13 protein-coding genes are annotated in these 19,935 nt (G+C 38.7%); all 13 read right to left on the bottom strand.

The genetic code is table 11. The annotated features are described in order from the left end of the window. Position 1 precedes the first annotated feature (1 nt). Positions 2–304 (bottom strand): NHLP leader peptide family RiPP precursor, encoded by a 303-nt coding sequence (locus tag CV014_RS00560; RefSeq protein ID WP_236140241.1) that lies wholly within the window; start codon positions 302–304, stop codon positions 2–4. A gap of 61 nt (positions 305–365) precedes the next feature. Continuing rightward, positions 366–668 carry an NHLP leader peptide family RiPP precursor gene (locus tag CV014_RS00555; protein WP_236140241.1) on the bottom strand — a complete coding sequence of 101 codons (303 nt, stop codon included), beginning with the start codon at positions 666–668 and terminating at the stop codon, positions 366–368. Between the two features lie 447 nt (positions 669–1,115). Then, positions 1,116–2,222 carry a hypothetical protein gene (locus CV014_RS00550; RefSeq protein WP_236140240.1) on the bottom strand — a complete coding sequence of 369 codons (1,107 nt, stop codon included), beginning with the start codon at positions 2,220–2,222 and terminating at the stop codon, positions 1,116–1,118. A 292-nt stretch (positions 2,223–2,514) separates the two neighbouring features. Beyond that, positions 2,515–3,990 carry an MBL fold metallo-hydrolase gene (locus tag CV014_RS00545; RefSeq protein ID WP_236140239.1) on the bottom strand — a complete coding sequence of 492 codons (1,476 nt, stop codon included), beginning with the start codon at positions 3,988–3,990 and terminating at the stop codon, positions 2,515–2,517. Positions 3,991–4,029: 39 nt separating this feature from the next. After that, complete coding sequence (locus CV014_RS00540; RefSeq protein WP_236140238.1) at positions 4,030–6,939, bottom strand: NHLP bacteriocin export ABC transporter permease/ATPase subunit; 2,910 nt, start codon at positions 6,937–6,939, stop codon at positions 4,030–4,032. A 123-nt stretch (positions 6,940–7,062) separates the two neighbouring features. Beyond that, positions 7,063–9,459, bottom strand: coding sequence for an NHLP family bacteriocin export ABC transporter peptidase/permease/ATPase subunit (locus tag CV014_RS00535; protein ID WP_236140237.1), 2,397 nt, complete (start codon positions 9,457–9,459; stop codon positions 7,063–7,065). Further along, a complete protein-coding gene (locus CV014_RS00530; RefSeq protein ID WP_236140236.1) occupies positions 9,446–10,894 on the bottom strand; it encodes an NHLP bacteriocin system secretion protein in 1,449 nt (482 codons plus the stop codon). Before CV014_RS00530 ends, CV014_RS00535 begins: the two co-directional genes overlap by 14 nt. A 323-nt stretch (positions 10,895–11,217) precedes the next feature. After that, a complete protein-coding gene (locus tag CV014_RS00525; RefSeq protein WP_236140235.1) occupies positions 11,218–12,312 on the bottom strand; it encodes a cyclic nucleotide-binding domain-containing protein in 1,095 nt (364 codons plus the stop codon). Between the two features lie 73 nt (positions 12,313–12,385). After that, positions 12,386–13,537: a DUF7005 family protein gene (locus CV014_RS00520; RefSeq protein ID WP_236140234.1), complete on the bottom strand. Its 1,152-nt coding sequence runs from the start codon at positions 13,535–13,537 to the stop codon at positions 12,386–12,388. Between the two features lie 6 nt (positions 13,538–13,543). Beyond that, on the bottom strand, positions 13,544–14,326 hold the full coding sequence (locus CV014_RS00515) for a MinD/ParA family ATP-binding protein (protein ID WP_236140233.1): 783 nt from the start codon (positions 14,324–14,326) through the stop codon (positions 13,544–13,546). Positions 14,327–14,416: 90 nt separating this feature from the next. Then, positions 14,417–17,014 carry a hypothetical protein gene (locus tag CV014_RS00510; protein ID WP_236140232.1) on the bottom strand — a complete coding sequence of 866 codons (2,598 nt, stop codon included), beginning with the start codon at positions 17,012–17,014 and terminating at the stop codon, positions 14,417–14,419. 60 nt (positions 17,015–17,074) lie between these two features. Continuing rightward, complete coding sequence (locus CV014_RS00505) at positions 17,075–18,520, bottom strand: HAMP domain-containing protein (protein WP_236140231.1); 1,446 nt, start codon at positions 18,518–18,520, stop codon at positions 17,075–17,077. A 577-nt stretch (positions 18,521–19,097) separates the two neighbouring features. Further along, complete coding sequence (locus tag CV014_RS00500) at positions 19,098–19,913, bottom strand: DUF928 domain-containing protein (protein ID WP_236140230.1); 816 nt, start codon at positions 19,911–19,913, stop codon at positions 19,098–19,100. Positions 19,914–19,935 lie beyond the last annotated feature (22 nt).

Below are 19,935 nucleotides of genomic sequence, written 5' to 3'. Positions count from 1 at the left end.
ATTAGGCAATCAAAAAGAATTTGTTTTTCTTTTTGGAAGCGATATAACCGCCAGCGACTTGTTCTAGAGCTTCTTCGCTCAATTCTTCATCTACACTTGGTACTGGGGGAATTACCAAGTAGATATTGTTGTTATCTTCTTCAAATACATGAATTTGCAAATTGCTAGGCAATGTGGTTCCTAATTCTCTGGCGATAACTGCTTTAGGATTAGACAATAACTCTTTTCTAAATGCAGCATCTTGCCATGCTTTAGCAGCAATATTTGAGTTAAACTCTTCACGAGAAAATTGTTGTTCTGACATAAAATTGCTCCTGATTCAAGGTAAATTAGTAGAAGAGATCAGCCATTGTTGTAAGCTATGATTAGGCAATCAAAAAGAATTTGTTTTTCTTTTTGGAAGCGATATAACCACCAGCAACTTGTTCTAGAGCTTCTTCGCTCAATTCTTCATCTACACTTGGTACTGGGGGAATTACCAAGTAGATATTGTTGTTATCTTCTTCAAATACATGAATTTGCAAATTGCTAGGTAGAGTTGTTCCTAATTCTCTGGCAATAACTGCTTTAGGATTAGATAATAACTCTTTTCTAAATGCAGCATCTTGCCATGCTTTAGCAGCAATATTTGAGTTGAACTCTTCACGGGAAAATTGTTGTTCTGACATAAAATTGCTCCTGAGTAAAAGAAAGTATTAGCCACCCTCATAAATTCTGCTTTGCTTGATTAATCTTCAGCTTCATCAGAAATATGGAGTCAAAATTGACCTAAACTGAGAATTAATCAACTATTAAAAATGCTGGGTTGTTGATTTTTGCTTAAGTTTATGCCTGCAATATTTATGAAATCATGCCGTTAATTGATCATTCCTTAGCAATAACCGATTTCACAGCTTCTTGTAGTTGAATTCTTGCTGGTGGTCTAAGTCGATGATTAAATAATATCGTGTTCATAAAATGAGAATAATGCACAATCATTTGACGTAAATGCACATTTTATAGATAGATTATTGATAACAATTAAATAAAATATACCTAAATTCTATAAGAATTTAGGTATAGAAGCTTGAGTTAATTATCAGTTAACTATATGTTAATAAAATTTGATAAATCTGTCATTTGCAAACAAAAGTGTGACCAAACGCTAAATATCCTTTAGCCTCTAAATCTCCATCTGGATGATAATTTATTTTTATATGGTTTAAATTTCTAAAACAAATGCTATGCCACTTGTCTCCAAGTAATCGAGATACATTACTAAAAGTATCTGACCATAAATTTGGATAATCCTTTTCATGAGAATACCCAGACCAATTGAGAACAGCATCATATTTTTCTGGTGTACATAATTTATGTTCTACTAAACAATCTAACAGTAATTGCCATTTCGGTTCACACCTGGTACTTTTATTGTTTAATAGGCACTCTAACCCTATCTTCGGAAAAATACTAGTTCCTATGTCGATATTGAGAATTACCGCATCTGCAATTTTAGCCAGTGACCGAATTATCTGCTGAATAGGTTTAATTGAATATCTCCAACCAATTTGACTGAGGTAATCTTCAAAAGATTCAGCAGGAATCCCACTAATATTAACTCTAACAGCCTCTAACTGACGAGAAAACATGGCTCCTACATAAAGTATCTGAGAGTCTTGTGGTAAATAATTTACACAAATACCTAAATTATTTTCAATTACAGGTAAAACATCATCATTGAATAATATATACAGAGCGGTTTTTACTGTTTGTAACTGTTCAGTGCTAATACTAGAGATTTGATTGCTACATTGTTCTGAGTCTAGTTCCTTTAAACCTAAGAACAAGCTAGGAGTTGGTAAAAGTTGCGGATGTTCTTCAATATCAAATTCTAGCCAAATATTGTCTATATTTCTAGATAAGATGGAATTTGGCTGATCGCAAGCATAACAGAAATTTTGAATGCGTTTCCATATAGGATTTGCAGAAAATTTATCTGGTAAATTCACCAACAAATTGACTTTTTCCAAGCCATGATGATTTCTCTCTGAATTTGTAGCCAGCACTGAAAAGTCTACATTGGATTTATTCGCACCTAGACGACACTCAAATAAACCCTCGGATGAGGACGGAAAAATCTTTGCTATTGGGTGAATGTAAGCTAAAGCTGTGGGAGAAACCAATTCAGGAGAAAGATGAGGGTAAACAACTTGCAGGTAATTTTCTAGTGTACAACTACTCATATTTTAAATTCTAGAAACATTCTAGATACGTGATACCAATTCACAAAAATTTTATACAGATGCAAACGCTAAAAGCTATGCGGAATTTCACGTTATTAATTTTGAATTTTGAATTGTGACGAGTTGGGTTTTCTTACATCATTTTTGAACATATACGTAGATGCGTAGGGTGTGTAACAGCGAGGTTACAGCAATTACCACAAAGGCTTTTGGTGCGTTACGGCTTACACCTCACACACCCTACTGGACTACAGAAACAACTTGAATCAAACCCACTTACACTTACTATGTTTTATACTGGAGCTTCTACCAATTGCTGTTCATTATTACTTTGCTCAAACATGAGAATGAAAGCATTGCCTAACTTCATGATTTTTGATTCTTTTTTACTACTTAATTGATTGTTGCCATACTCTTTTAACCATTTATCTACTTGTTTATTTAAAGCCTTGGTAAAAACTTCCTCGTGGGGAAACTTCATGGTTAAAGGAGAGATATTGAGTGATTTAATATCGGGTCGCATAGCACCATGAGTGCTGACCATATATAATTTTTCAAATGCTCGTAAGTATCCACCAGTACCGGGATAATCCCAGGTTTTATCAGATTTCAACACTGCATAGAAGCTGGAAGCGGTGATGAGATTAAACAGGTTAGCTAAGGGAGTAGAACCTGTTCGGCATTGGATAGTATCTTCAGTAAAATCAAAATACCATGTTTGAGAACTATCGGGAAATACTATCTCTAGTTGATATTTAACTTCCCAATGGAAATATTCAGCGAATAAATCTTGTTTATGTTCCATAAAGAACTTAGGTAAGTTAACACAAACCTCTTCTTCAATGGTTTGTTTCATTTCATCGATAGCATAGTTATTGGGATTACTGTCAATCATTTCGCCGTTTACTGTCACAGGTGCAAAAGATAAGACTTCTCTATCATCTTTAACTGTTTTGACAAATTGTGACTGAGCGGTTAGATAAGTAGATTTACCATTTTCAATTGCACAAATATCTCCTGGCTGAAGAGCAAAGATATTTTCTGTGGCTGGACAAACTCTTTTGATATCGTGACAAAATTGCTCTTGGGTGACTGGAAAGACAACTTTATTTAACCAAGCTGAACCATCTATAAATTTAAAGCCATTAGCACCAGGAGCAATAGCTTTTGGTTGAATCAAGCCAATTAATTGCAGAATATGGCTATAACCAGAAAATGGGAATGAAAAGCTTTGATTATGTTGATACTCAGTTTCTAACATTGGTTGCCAGCTTGCCAACAAAAAGTCTATTGTTGGGTATTGAGATTTGACAAAACTAATAGTTTTGGCATTTACTAATGAGTCTACTTGATTCCAGAAAACTCCTGATGGGTCAGCAAGTACCATGCCATATTCAGGCACGCGATTTTCTGAACGTGTAGCTAGGAGGGTAGTAGAACCAATCTTGACTTCACTAAAGTCGCTTAAAGTATAGATGTGAGAATATCCTAATTGACGCAGACAATTTTCGATTAACTTATCTTTGGGAATAAAAACATCAACATTTTTAGGAAGATAAGCAAGAGAACGAATATCGAAATGATCTAAATGTCGGTGGGAAATTACTAATACATCAAAATCAGGAATTTGCTCATAAATCATTTCCCTTTGAGGACAGATACTATTTGTTGATTCACAAAATCTATCCCAAAGTACGGGGTCTATCATGATTCTACAATCTTGTGTTTCTACAAATAAGGAAGCATGACCAATCATCTGAATTTTCATTTTATACCTCTATGGTTATGATTTGTTTTGAGTAAAGAACTAAGCCATTTGCCGAGCCATTAATTGAGCAAATAGTCCGTCAACAGAAGCTAGTTCCTGAAAACTTCCCTGCTGTACAATTCGTCCTGCTTGGAGTACATAGATGCGATGAGCATTGCGAATTGTGCTGAGTCGGTGAGCAATAACTATTCTCGTTACCTGCATTTTGTCTAAACTTTCACTGACAATTGCTTGGGTTTTGTTATCGAGTGCGCTGGTAGCTTCATCAAATAGCAGAATGCGAGGTTTTAATACTAAAGCGCGCGCTATGAGTAAGCGTTGGCGTTGTCCTCCAGAAAGATTACCACCTCCTTCACTCACTACGGTGTGCATTTCCATTGGCATAGCGGCTACATCATCAGCGAAGCCGGACATTTTCGCGGCTTCCCAAGCTTCATCAAAGGTAATATTTGCGCCACCGGCGATATTTTCAAAAATAGAGCCTGCATTTAGACGACCGTTTTGTAAAACCACACCCAACTGTCGCCGGACTGCTTCGACATCCAAGCCAGATAAGTCTTGTCCATCGTAGTAAATACCGCCACTTTCTGGAGTTTCAAACCCAAGTAATAATCGAAATATGGTTGATTTACCGCTTCCAGAACCTCCAACGAGGGCAATAAATTCTCCTGGTTGTGCAGAGATACTTACATCATCTAAGATTAATGGCCCATCTGGACGATAGCGAAACATTACATGATCTACAACTATTTTGCCGACTAATTTTCCTGGGTCAGCCTTGGTTAAATCTACTTCGGGGACAGCTTGCAAAATGGGTTGTGTACGTTGCCAGTGGGGAGTAATTTGGACAATTTCAGTGACGACATTACTGAGATTTGTAGTACCGCTCACAAATTGTTCAAAAGCTGTGTTGAATGCCAAAAATGTACCGATGGTAATAGCTATGGTGCCTGAAGTCTGAGCCGCTTTCAATTGGTTGATGGTTAACCAAAAAAGGACTCCAGAGGTAAATATAGGCATGACTGTATTAAAAAGAACTACAGCATCTTCTACTTGTTGTGTACTGAGAGTTAGTTTGAGTTGACGGGTGTAGTTTTTACTCCAAGAAGCAAAGGCGCGTTCTTCTGCTCCTGCAATATGTAGTTTAGAAATACCATTGATGATTTGTACTGTTTGTCCGAAAATATTGCCCTGTAGTTCGAGTAAAGGATGTACTTTACCAACAAGGAGGATACCGGAAAGGATGGTGACTGCACTGGTAATTACAGCTACAGCAACCGCAAGTAAGGCTAACTGAAAGTTGTAGTTAAATAATTGCCCTAAATAGAATAAAGCAAAGAAACTGGTAATTAGTTTGATAATTGTATTCGCGCTGAGTTGACGACTGATTTCACCGACGGATGATGCTCTTGAATGTAGATCCCCTGTTGTATATTTGCGGAAAAAAGATACTGGTAGGTTCATCAGTCGATCCCACACAGCCACCTCTGTAGCTGTGGCGGCGGTGGTTTCAATGCGTAAAAGTGCAAAATTCTGAGTTATTTGAAATAATACTGTGCCTAATGCTGCGACTAATAGCCCCATTCCGATTTGGAGTAACAAACCGCGATCGCTATCGGGGATGGCATTATCCATAATAATAGCAGTGGCTTGGGGTGTGAGCATCCCTAACAGTGTCACAGCTACCCCTGTTAGTACAGTCAGGAAAACATCAAGTTTCCGTCCTTTCAGGGCAAATAAAATCACATTGTAGGTGTTAAGTACCTGATCGGGGAAAGAACGATAAAACATATAGGAGACAGGCGCAAGTGTCATCGCTATACTTTCATCTACTTTAGTGCGGCTATGGTCAACTGGATCAAATAATTCATAGCTAGTGGTAGAAACTGGTAAGAGGGCTACTGGTCGATTATCTGCCTCTGTATAGGCGACTAATGCCCCACAGTCCTTTTCCCACCAGTTGTCTCTTAATAAAACTCGGCGCATCCGAATCCGAGAGGCGCGGACAATAGCTTCTAAAGGCTCTTTGACTCGTTTGAGGTTCTCCGAACGGGCGGGAGGCGAAATTTTTACACCCATTGCTTTACCAACAGCACCAGCCGCCACTAACAAGGGTGTACCTTCTAAGAAAAAATTGCCATCTTGAGGATTGACAGTTGATGCTAACTCTCCTAACGCTTGGGAAGTTACTTGACTATTGAGACGCTGGCGATCGCGCAATCGCATCATTTCTGCTTCTGCTTCTTGTCGGTCGAAAAACTCCACACATTGCAGTAATTGAATGTGCATTACAGACAAAGCAGTCAAGAGTTGGTCTGCACTCACAAATTCACGGATTTTCAGGGTGGTGAGTTGAACCTCTCTCGCAGCTTCTAGCCACATTTTGTCAGTCAGGGGAAAATAACCCATTGCAGGTGTCAGCGTTAATTCCGGCAAACCTAATAAACGAACAGTCCCTTGCTGAATCTTCACCCAACAGATCGTCTCGGCTTCCCCTTGGAAAGTTTGACCATCCAACAAAGAAAACCGCATTTCTCCCTGGGATACCACCTCAATGGCTGGGATAGTTACCCCAGATAACACATTACTAAGTTCCCAAAGCCAACTTTCTACCCAGTCCACGGCTCTAATATCACCATGAGCAACTAATTCGGGAAAACATTCTGGATGTAGTTGTAGTAATTCCGCTTCTCCCATCGGTACAGCTAAAATTTGCTGTTGACCGTTCATGGCCTTAGTGCCGAATAAGGCTTGTCCTTGAGAGAGACTGAATAAATAACGCCGATTTCCTGTGATTACCCCATTTTTAAAGGCGATCGCAAATAAGGCCATAGAGCCAGATTGAATTACCCAAACTCTAGCAGGATCATCTAATAGTATCGGCTCATTACCTTGCAGGATATAAGTTTGACCATGTATGGCAAATTTATCAACTCTTTTTTGCTGCATCTTTATTGGAAAAAGTTAGGTTTAAAAGCGAGTGGAATGGCGGGCGCGTCCCACAAGGAACGTAAAGAAATTAGGTAAAAACAGCTTTAATTTTGAATTTTGAATTTTGAATTTTGAATTGACTCATTCCTCCTCCAAGGCTTCCCCTTCTGTGCGGATTAACCGCGAGTACACACCTTCCTTCTGCCACAATTGCTGATGAGTACCTCTTTGCACTACCTTGCCTCGTTCTAGGACAATAATTTCATCACAGTCTCGAATCGTACTTAATCGGTGTGCCACGATAATACAGGTGCATCCCCGTCGCCGCAGATTTTCGTCAATAATCCGTTCTGTCTCCGCATCTAAGGCACTGGTGGCTTCATCCATAATCAGGATTGAGGGATTATTCACCAAAGCACGGGCAATTTCTAGGCGTTGTCGTTGACCACCGCTTAAATTCGCCGCACCTTCCATCAGTTCTGCGTCATATCCACCATTGAGAGCTAAAATCACATCATCAATGGCGGCATCTTGACAAGCTCGTTTTAAGTTTTTGTCGGATATAGTACGATCCCAAAGCGTTAAATTATCCCTAACTGTTCCACCAAATAACAAAATATCCTGTTCTACCATTGCCACAGAATTAGTTAATAATTGGTGGGGAATTTGTTCTTTTAGTTGTTCGTCAAACAAAATTTCTCCCGCCCAAGGTTGGTAAAGTCCACTGACGAGTTTGGCAATGGTAGACTTACCAGAACCACTCCCACCGACTAAAGCCACTCTTTGTCCTGGTTTGAGAGAAAGATTAAAATTTTCGATTAAAGGCGGTTCTAGGCGACTATAGCCAAAGGTAAGGTTACGTAATTCTACATATCCCTGTAATCTGGGCAAGGCTGAAAAATAAGATAATGGCTCGATAACTTGAGAAGAGGCAGGGGGCTGGGGGCTGGGGGCTGGGGGAAATAAAGGTGAGAACCGAAGTAAGTTCAACTTCGCCAATATCCCCTGTGGGTGAAAGCTCCCTTGCTCCCTTGCTCCCTGCTCCCCTGCTTTTTCATGAACTAAGTTTCTTTGGGCGATCGCTGTATCAGTCGGGTTATCTAAAACATCATCTAAACGAACTAAATTACCTTCTAATTCTTGTAAGGTGCTACCAAAATTCAATAGGCTGGCGACTGGTGCTTGAAAACTGCCTACTAAGCCTTGAAAAGCTACCAGCATCCCAATGCTGAGATGTCCATCCATGACTCGCAAACCACCAATTACTAACAATAACAAACTAGAAATAGCTTCTAAGAGTGTAGGTAGAATAGAAAATAATTGGTTGGTGACATCCATTTGTTGTTGGCTATTGATGGCCTTGGTGTAATAGCCCGACCAGCGAGAAAAGAAATCAGATTCTAAGCCTGATGCTTTCAGGGTTTCGATACCTTGGAGAGCCGCAATCGAAACACCTTCCGCCTTGCCAAAATCTAGCATTAATTTTTGATTCAGGTCTACCCGTTGACGAGAGACTAAACGCAAGGTGAAAATGTTAGCGATCGCTAAACTGATGACAATCAAAGTTAATAGCCAATCATATTGCAGCATAATCAGGGCATAGAAAACCACCATCACAGCATCAATAATTGTGGTCGTCAACTGTCCTGAAATCACATTAGCCACTTGGTCATTGAGACTGATGCGACTGGTGATTTCTCCGGCAAAGCGTTGGGCATAAAACCCTACTGGTAGGCGCAACAAATGCCAGAGAAAGCGGCTGGACATCCCCACCGACAATTTAATTTTTAAACGACGTAGATATTGTAGACGCAGCAATGTCAGTAAGCCTTGCAGAACAGCAGCCACAGACATTCCCAAAAGCAAGGGATTCAGCCAATCTAATCTTTGTTCTACAAGAATTTCATCAACAAATATTTGGCTAAATACTGGTACAGCCATCCCCACCAAAGTTAAAGAAAATCCTGCCACAATGCAGTAAACTAAAGCACTGGTTGACCCCCGTAGTCTCTCCCACAAAGACCCAATCATACTGGGTTTACGTCCGCCTTTTTGGAACTCTGCGCCTGGTTCCATCACCAACACTACACCCGTATAACCTTCGTCAAATTCTTGCCAAGATACACTACGGGGGCCTGTAGCGGGGTCATTCAGATACACTCTCTGGTTGCTCCATCCTTCTACTACCAAAAAGTGGTTAAAGTCCCAAAAGATAATATAAGGGGGATTGAGGTCTGGGAGTTTATCTAGTTCCTTTCTTAAACCCTTAGCCTCTAAACCATAATTTCTAGCAGCTTTCAACACATTCGATGCTTTACTACCATCACGGGAAACACCACACTCCCGCCGCAATTCCGGCAATGGCACAATCCGACCAAAGTAACCTAAGATAATTCCTAAAGCCGCAGCACCACATTCAACTGCTTCCATTTGCAAAAGGGTTGGTGTTTTCACCCGCTTGCTTCTTTGAGGCAGTAGTTTCTGTAGATACTGCCAAAAATTCGTAGGTAGACCTATAGTTGGGTTAGTAGATGCCACTGAACGACCTCAAAATAGGTAATACAAACGTAATGGGAGCGCGTTCTTCGACCTGAACACGCACAATGGTAGTAGTTCCAGAAGAAATCTTCATCTGTGGCCCTTTAGATGAAGACCATTTGTAGCCACTGAAGGTTTGAGCATCATTTTGTATCTCAGAAAATACTTGGATAAATCCTTCGTTTTTTTGTGATACTAAACCCTCAACTACTTCGGAATTACCTACTTCATTAATTGCCGCTTCTTTGGTAGTGGGGAAATTGGAAATATTAATCACCTTCCCGACAATGCCGCCAAATCTTTCTCGTTTCACCGTTTCAGGAGTGATTTGAATTGGCATTCCTGATTGAATTTTTTTACCTTCTGCCACTGAAAAATAAGCTAAACTTACTAACTTACTATCAGGGTTTTCCACTTCTATATTCGCTAAACGAGTACCAGCATTAATTACTTGACCTTGTGCCACTGTGGTTTCTAAAACTCGCCCATTATATTGGCTAATAATTTTGCTATTATCACCTACTTGTAGTTGCAGTTTAGCTATCTCTCGTTTAACTTCTTGAATTTCTTTTTTGCGATTATTAGTATTTTCTAGGTCTTGTTGTGCTTGAGAAGCTTGCTCACTATCTAGTTTTTTTAATTGGGATTGTAAATCAGAAATAGTTGATATATTTTCACCATATTCTTTTTGTTTTTGAGTCTCTGTGACATCGAGTGCTTTTAATTGGGTTTCGATGTCAGAAATCCTTTGCAAATTCTCTAGATATTCCTGTTCTGCTTGCAAAGCTTCATCGGCTGAAAATACCCCTTCTTGTTTAAATAAATTTTGGCGTATTTCCATTCTGCGCCGAAAAACTGGACTCAAAGCTTGGTAGCGTTGGAGGTTTTGTTTTAAACTTTTGCGCTGTTGTTCAAGAGAGGTATTATCTCTAGTTTTGAGAACAGGTGTAAGGGTTTGAAGTTCCCGAATGCGTTGTTGGAGATATTGACGTTGTTGTTGAATTGACTGTGCATCCTGTGCTAAACGTTGTTTAAATATAGAGTTAGCTGCTTGGTCTTGTGATTCTAGTTGTGCTAGTTTAGCTTTTTGTTGTTCGAGTTGCTGACGTAGATCAGATTGGTCAATAATTGCTAATACCTGTCCTTTTTTAATCGAGTCACCAACTTTAAAATTGACATTTGTTAATTGTCCTGAATTTTTTGATTGTAGAGGTACTACTTTACGCGGATAAATTAATACTCCTCGCCCTTCAATTGTGATGGGAATACGTCCATAAATACTCCAAACAATAGCTACTCCCACCAAAGAGCTTAAAGCTATCAGAGGTAGCCAACTTTTGGGGCTGACTACCTGCATAAGTTGGTCTAATCTTTCAGGAGAAGATAGACGCTCTACAGATTCTTGGCGAAATATGCGACGCTTCTGCTCTAACATTGGTATTTGTGTTAATCGAGAGATTTTGAACTAAAAATTATGATGTATTTTTTTAATGAAAAGACAGAATTTAGTTGCTATAGACCCAAGAATATAAAAAAGTATTGCCTGAGCAAATGCACAATATTTAGATAGAACTCGCTCTTTTTGTGAAGTATTCACCAAATAAATGGGTGGCAGCAAAAATATAGAAATAGGCTATGCTAGGATTTATAACTGTTTAAACCCTAGCAAAATTATTATATGTTGATTAAATTTACCTGGGGTTAAATGAATACTGATGACTCACTACAAAGACTCAAAAGCCCAAGAGCAGCAGATACTTAAGCAATGCTCATTCGTGAAATCATCCAATCAAATCTTTTACTAGCTAGAGACATTTTATCTAAAACACTAATATTGATTTCATCCTCATATTCAAAATTATTACTTAATGGTAAACCTGCACTATAAACTCTCCTACCATAGCCAATTCTACTCATGATTTCCTGCAATCTGTTGGCTGATAAAATAGAAATGACGCGGTAAAAACGAGATGAAAATCCTATATCTTGTTGTAATTTTACTGCTAATTGCTGTTTGGGTATTGCCAAAATTAGAGAATCTTCAATTACTTTCACTGTCGCCCAAGGGAGGCGACTATCAATAAACGGTGTTTCTCCTAATATTTCCCCTTTGGATAATTTGGCTATCTCTCTGCCAATGATTTCTTTACCCTCAATCGCAGAAAAAGCACGCAATAAAGGATTGCGATCATCTTCCGAGACAGACATAGACATTTTTCCCCTCAAAATAATATATAGCGCATCGACGGGACTATTTTCATAAATGAGTGTTTGACCTGCTGCAACTTTTTGGGTAATACCACAAGCCATTAACCAATCAATGTCACTATCGTGTAATTCAGCTAAAACAAATAGTACGTCTTTTAAAGACTTGGCTTGTGTTAATTTGCGTCTACCGAGTTGAGTGATTAGTTTTTGCAGTCTGTCTGCATACATAATAGCGATCGCTCGGTAAAAGCGAGCCGCAAAACTAGCATCTTGCTGCAATTTTACAGCTAACTTTTCTTGAGGAATTGACATCACTAATGATTTTTCTAGAGCCTTAATTGTAGTGATGTTAGAACTCTGGCTTACAAAAGGAACTTCCCCGACTACTTCACCCCTAGATACTCTTGAAATTTCCCAATCTGAGTTGATATCACTATCAATAGCTGTAAAAGCTCGATGCAAAGGATTATTCTCAGATTGAGTAATATTAACTGTTAATGTACCATCTAGTAAAATATACAAACAATCGCTAGATTTTCCCTCTGGCATGAGTAAACTACCAGATGGCAACTCCTGATGATAGCTATTAGCAACTATCCAATTAATATCGCTATTACTTAACTCTTTGAGTAAAACTTCTGTCATGGTTAGACTATCCTTGTATACAAGTGCGGTAAAAAACAACCAGAGAACACATTGAATTGGCAATTCAGAAAAATTATGCTTTGTCTAGCAATCGTTGAATTAGTGAATTAAAGCCAGGATCGGCTAACTCTTCTAAAGTCAAATAAGATAATGCAACTAATAATTGCATTTGGCGATATGGAGTTGCTAAATCATTAATATATTCTGCATCAAAACGCTGTAAATTAAATGCTGCTGCTTGCAACAATGATTGGAGAATTTTGAAAGCACCATCAGAAAGAGGCGGTTGTCCTCGATAGTTTTGCAGCCTACCTCCTTCTCGATATTCAGGAAATGATTCTAAGCCCATAAAATGTAAAAACCAGTCGGCTCGATAATATCCTATGGCAGCTACAATGCCTCTATAATCAGCAATTAGCTCATCAAAGGCATTGTTTCGCATTGATTTAAATAAACGATTTGTTAAATAATGAGTACATTCGTGTTCCAAGCGAATTTTTAGAGATATACTTTGCCAAGTAGTTTCTTCTACACCAATTTCTTGGGCTGGAATATTGCTGTAAGGACTGTTACTCAAAATAATGAATCTATCTTGATAAAGTTCTTTTTGGGGAATCAGGCGTTGAAATTCTAATGTCCAATCATTTTTTGAGCATTGATGAGGATTTTGTTGTTCCCATTGTTGGCGATAGCGATGAATTCTATCCCAATTGTTAAACCCACTGACAATACAAGCTCCCATTGATGCTGGAATTTCTTTGGGTTCATTACGCTGTGTTAAAGCTTGGACTAAAGTCACAAAATCCTCCCGGTTTCCAGGTAGTAAAACAGGAATTTTCCCCGCCAAACTAGGATATATTTCTAAGTGCAGTTTGTCTGGTTGAGTCAACACTAAACCAGTCGCCTCTGGACAATTATCAACAAATGTACCTTTACGGGTGACATTTCTATATGCTGGCGTTGTGCTGATACCTTCAAGAATGGGGAATTGTAACTGTACTAATCGTTGCTGGAGAACGGCGAATGCGCCGAGAGTATTGGCTGCTGTTGCGTATTCTTCCCAAGTAGTAATATGCGCCTCAGATGGTAAGGGAAATGTAAAAGGATGCTTTAATTTGTCTTGATAAAATACATTATGGTTGTATGCTAGTAACTCATCTATTTCTGAGCTACTAGCACCATAGGCAGCGAGTACATCCGCACGAAATTGCGTTTGATTATTCATATTAAATTAAGCAGCAACATCAGCAATTTGGGCAGCAATTTTCTGCACAGTTTGACTAATAGGATGCTCAGGATACTGCACAGCAAAAATATCTTTGCTCCCTAATTCTGCCATATCTTCAGAAAGAGGTAAAATCCCAGATACGGAAACATTATAGATGCTCTCTACTTGTTGCTGTAAGTCGGGGAAATTCAAACTTGATAATGCTTTATTAATCACAAGTAACATTTTGGGGACGCGCAACTTACGAGCTACATCTACTGTGACAGCAGTACCTTGAAAATCTTGTTGATCTGGACGGAGGACAATGATCAGTACATGAGAAATGCCGATAGAAATTAAGGTTTCTTCGTTTAATCCAGGATGGGTATCAATAAAAAGATAGTCTAAATTGAGACTGACGATAAGTTCTTGAAAGCCATCATTGAGTCTGACTACATCATATCCCTCACGGATAATTCGGGAAATTTCACCAGCTTTAATACTAGAAGGAACTAAGTATAAATTACCCTTGATTTGAGTGGAAGATTGTTGTCTATTGATGAGAGTATGAGTTACATCATAGGCAGCATCTTTCATCTCACAGCGTCCCCATAAATAGTCATTGAGAGAATATTCAATTTTGTGTTCGTTGAGTCCGAAAATGATGTGAACTCCAGGAGATTGGATATCTGTATCGATGATTGCTACCCGTTTTCCCTGGATGGCCATAGTGGCGGCGATATTAGCAATAGTATTTGATTTGCCTGTGCCGCCACGGAAGGAGTGAATAGATATGATTTTGGACATAATTGACCTTTTTGTTGTTTATTGGGGACTGGGGACTGGGGAAGAAGAAAGAAAGACTTACCTAAATCACAATATGGGTTGTATCGTTTGTTAAGATGGCGATCGCTCTGGGAATGTAAATTTCAACCAGCATTGATTGCTAATTAGTGGTAGCAGGACTTTGCCATTAGATAATTTCCAGTCAAACTGCATTTTTTGATTACCACTCTCGACTTCTACAAATGTTGGTAAGTGCTGAGATTTATGTTCATCGTTATTCTTATCTGTCCAGACTTTCATTTCTTTTTCTCCCTTAGTTGGAAAGCAAAAAATGGCATAGCGTAAAGATGAGAGTGAGGGAATATCAATTTTGTTGGCTTTTTGGTGTACCTCACCCTCTGCATATCCTAAAAGTATGTCTGCTATTTTTGGTTTACCACCAGCCGTAATTGTAAAGACTGAATTTCCTTGTGGTTGCTGTTCTTGTCGCAGTTCTACAACTACGCGGGAAGCAAAAGCACCATACAATTGCATAACCACAGTTGCACCCAGTGATAATAAGGCAATGCTGAATGCGCTGATTCGCGCCAGAGGATGTTGCCAGATGAATAAGCCGTGAATCAACAAAATACCCAGAAAAATGCTATATATGCCCACACTAAACAGGGGATGATTGAGAATCTTAAAGACTACAGCAGGTATTAGTTCTCCTTTTTTCCTACTAGAAATCAACAACAAAATTGGGAAAATTCCACCTACAAGGGAGTTACCTAGTACGCCAGCAAAAGCGAGTATATTTGTGAAAGATTGCGTACCGGCGAGGAATAGCCACTCAGTCAGGACAAAAACTAAAATTAATGGACTGATGGATAATAACAAACGACGCTGCTTGAAGAGGTGTAACCAAAAGTGAGTTTCTGTTTTTTTGGTTTGATCTGTCGTGAGACTGTGTTTCACTTCCAAACTAGCTTCGTAGTTAAGGCTCATTGGCGAAGTAATTTGCAGATATACACGATCATGGTTAGCTGATTGGATATCAAACATCAGGCGAATATTTGAATGGTTGATGTCTGGGTATTGAGTAAATAACTCTTTGATGTCCCAATGTTCGTTGACTGCAATTTCTACATGGTAGATGTGGCCTTGTAACTGGATATCTATTTGGAACTTGGGTTGATTGTCTATAATTCCCAAATAGGTGATACCGATACAAGCAATATCCGTAGAATTACAAGAAGGCTGGAATCTTAACATTCCTCCTTGACGGGGTAACATCAAGACGGGAAGAGATGGGGTAGGTATCCATTCTTTGGCTAGGTTGACTAAAAGGCTGGAACTACGTAGCCAAGCCATTCCCAACAACAAGGTAACTAAAATTGCTCCCAAGATAGGAACGATGGAGCCGACTTGAATAGCTAGGGCTTCTAGAGCCGTTCCTGATTGTTGGGCTAATAATTCTGGTGCGATCGCACCATTGACAACCAGCACCCAAAGGCAAAAAATTACAGTTAAGAATGCTGTTCCCCATACACTACCCCAAATTAACGATGAGGCACTAGGATCACGCGGTAGGACAACTTTGGCACATTCTCCTACATAGACATGACCAAAATACAACATCAAACCCACACCAAAAATTCTTTGTAATATCCAGGGTTGGAAAGGTTGATTATTTAAAAAAGGCAAGTTGACATATAGCAAGTTTTCTAAATTGATGTGACGCAATGTCAATAGTGACAGTATCAAAAGTAACCCAATATTAATCGCGGCGAGAAATACCAACAGGGAGACTGTGAAATTTAAAGATTGGCGAGTTAGCAAATATGAACCCGCCACAAATAGTAATACAGCCCAAATTTCTGGAGGGATTTGAGTCAGATTGGCCATAGTTGTTGACAAACCAATGTAACAAGCCAAGGCGATGAAAAATACTCGAATCCCAACTGCTACAGAAAGTATGAATGAACCTGCGCCGCCTAAATAATTGGCGACTAATTGTTTGATGAAGGGATGACCATAACGAAAATCACTGCTACGACCGAAGGCTTCAGCCATACAAGCCATTGTAACAACGTTAATTGCACCGATAATTAACAAAAAGGCCACTGTCGGTAATGGCCCAATATCAACTACAGCGATGGGTAAGGCTAAAAAGGCTTGGGGTAAACCCAAGGCGATGGTGAGTAAAAAGGCCAGCCAGAAAGGTGGTACAGATTCAATTTTTTGTGATACATCTTTCAACATCCAGCGCAATTCTTCGATCAATGTAGTGTGGGATGCAAAGATGTTGAATAGTGATGTTCTATACAGCCGAGAATAGGCTGTTTGTACGGCTTTTTCATCAAGACCTAAGATGGTGCGAATCTGCGGTATGGCTTGATAGGTAAAATTATACTTCTGTCCCAAGGCTTGGGCGATCGCGGCTTTGAGTCGGGGATTTGCTGGAACTAAAGAAGCCCACTCACTAGCGTAACGTTCTAGTTGCTGAATAGTCGGGCGGATTGGTGGTGCATTACCTAAAGCAAATGCTTCTAGAAAGGCTAAATCGCGTTCATGAGCAGATTGGGGTGCTAAGGAAAATTCTACACGCGATCGCGCTGCTAGTTGGGCTGTTCGGCTCTCAATTAAAAATAAAATTGTATTGGCTCGTCTAGCCGGTAAACCTGCTAATACCTCTTCACGAGATATCAATTCATCATCAAATGTCATAGGTATCACCCCCTGGTAAATATGCAAAATTTTTAATGCAGAAACATAGAAGTTTCTATGTTAATTAGGCAATTTTTGCGTGATGTTTACAGATGTTCGCTGCTTGAGAGATTGCACCTGATTGTGCAGGCGGTTATAGTAACCAATCTCAGTTTCACTAGCCACTATTGTGCCTTGTTTAATCTTGGCAATTTTTTTCTGGATACTTTCAAAATGTTCATTACCAGTAATTTCCTCCACATATCTATTTCTTTTAGTTTCGTCGATTTCTATTCTTAGTTCTTTGACTTGCATTTTCAAATTCTGATTGCGTGTCCTAACCGTTTCAGACATATTGATATAGACACGTACTAATTGACCGATGTCATCTTGGCTATGAGCAGTTTGCACTAAAATATGATGTGCTTCCTGATTAAACGTTTCTTTTTCTAGTGCTTGTGCTGCTGCTGTCAGGGCGCGAATCGGCCGAGCAATTCGAGAACTTAACCACAGAGCAACAATTGTGGTGATTCCTCCCACAATGATCACGCTACTGATATTAAATAGTATGAGATGATATAAAGGAGCTTCAAACTGTTCTCTAGATTGACTTATACCTAATACCCACGGTTCTACTTTCATGGGGGCAAAGCCTACAATCATGTGTTGCTTTTCAATTGGGGAATAATAACTAGTATGACCAGTATCTTTAGCCCTAACTATAGCTTTTAATTCTGGAATATTCAGACTATTTATAGATGGTAAAATATTTCCCCAATTGGATAATAGTTGTTGAGCTTTATCTGATGAAACAGGAAAAATACTTTTATATAAAGTAGATTGGTCTGGATGGGAAATAATTAAACCATCTTGATCAATGAGAAAAGAATAACTCTGATTGGCCGGCTTTAATGAATTAACAATTGTCCAAATACCTTCTCCCTTAATTTTGAGTACCACAACTCCTAAAATTTTGCCCGTTTCTGATTTGACAGGAGCGGAAAAGTATAACCCTGGTCTTTTGGTTGTTTTTCCTATCAGGATACTAGATATATAAGATTTTCCCTGGATAGCAGACTTATAGTATTGCCGAAAGGCATAGTTTTGATTGATAAATATGGGGTCAGTCGCCGCAACACATTTACCGTTGTCATCTAAAATATATGCAGCATCAAAATCTGGATTGGCATCATGAATATTGTTGAGAGTTTTTTGTAGTTTAAGACTCAATGTTTTTTGCCTTTCTACTGTATTAGCAGATAGAAACTCCACGACATTGAGATCGCCACTGACTTGAATTACCAGACGTTGAATATCAATGAGCATTTGATCGAGGCGACTAGCAGTATTAGTGGCTAGTAGCTCTAGCTTACGATATTCAGCAGCCTCTATACGCTCCAAGCTTTCTCGTAGATTGTAATATGCTGTGAAGCTCATGGGGATGAAAACTGCCGATATTAACGCCACAGAAATTTTAGTGGCTATTGTCCAGCTAGGTATGTAAAATAAGCGAGAAATTACTTTCATTAGAGAGATATAGTAAACTTTTTCAAACAATCATTTACTAAGAAAGATTCAAGGTTCGTAGTAAAAACTTCAGTTTTCAACTCAGGACTAAAGTCCTAACTACAAACCAAATCCTATTAATAAGTAATTTCCGATGAAAATCATAGGTATTTCATCTTTAACTAAAAAATATTTAGTCTAGGTGATTTTTATTGATGTTTTTAAATATAAAATGCGCTGATATTTATCTCAATATCAGATTTTTTTCTAAGACTCACATTTTTGTTGTTTTTCACGGTACTTATACCGATTTTACATTGAGAGCATAGATTAATAGACTATTCCAGTAGTTCAAAATAATACTACTTATCTTAATTTGGTATTATTTTGGGCAATTAGGAATCAAACTATACATAGCAAAAAAAGTACCTAAAAGATAAGAGTAATCTCTATTGACTTTTATGCTCTTAATACTGTTTCTTAATATAGCTCGCCTGGCGTAGCCATAGATGTGCTTTATTTGGGACTGTAGAGACATTGTATGCAACGTCTCTACATCATTTTTAAGTGCAAATTTATGGATTTTAGGTATAGTATTTTACTTTTTTGATTCCGTTGTTAAGACGGGTTCTTGAGCAATATCTGACAAATCTATTGATTTTAAAATTTCTGCCCAATCGGTTTTGAGAGTATTATTTTGGGAATTAGTCTGAAGTAGTTGTCCTAATTCTGTAATGGCATCGTACCAAATTTTCTGATGGAAATAGGCTAGATATTTATGAGATTTAATAGATTTTATTTCGCGGTCAATGTTTTTTGTAAGTGCAATTCTTTCTATCCAAGCATCAACATAGAAATACTTACTTTCTGAATTTTCTAGCCCACAATAAATTTTAAAATACCAATGATACTTCTGTCCTAATTTTAGGGAATATCGGGGTTCAGATGGCAGATTAATATTGATAACTCCTGATATTGAAGGCAGTTTTAAGGATGTTCGATAAATATCTTCTCCAATTTCATTCTGTAAGATGAATTCTCCATGGCGAATATTACTAGGTAAGTCAGGAATATATACCCAAAAGGTAGGATATTCAGAAATAGTTGCAGCTAAAAAAGATGTAGAGCCTTGAAAATTATCTAGTTTTTCTTGGCCAGGAACAAGAGCTGTCAGGGGAATATTGAGTGCTGGACAGTCGTTGCGGCTAGTTCCACCCCTACGACGACCAACAGGCGCACCATTATCTGGGAACTGTGGCGGTGTAAACAAATTTTGCTGATTATTGGCATATAGTGTGTGTAATTTTGTTGGTGAGGCTTGTAGAGGTAAGGGGGAACTTACGAGACAAAGCATTCCGAAAACAACGAAATATCTCAACCTGAGCAATGGTAGAAGCAGTTTTGTTAAAGCCATAATCTCAACCCAAAATTTTTAT

Source organism: Nostoc sp. CMAA1605, assembly GCF_021596505.1.
GTDB lineage: Bacteria > Cyanobacteriota > Cyanobacteriia > Cyanobacteriales > Nostocaceae > Trichormus.
Note: the sequence above shows the minus strand (reverse complement) of the source record. Positions and strands in the feature narration are given on the sequence as shown.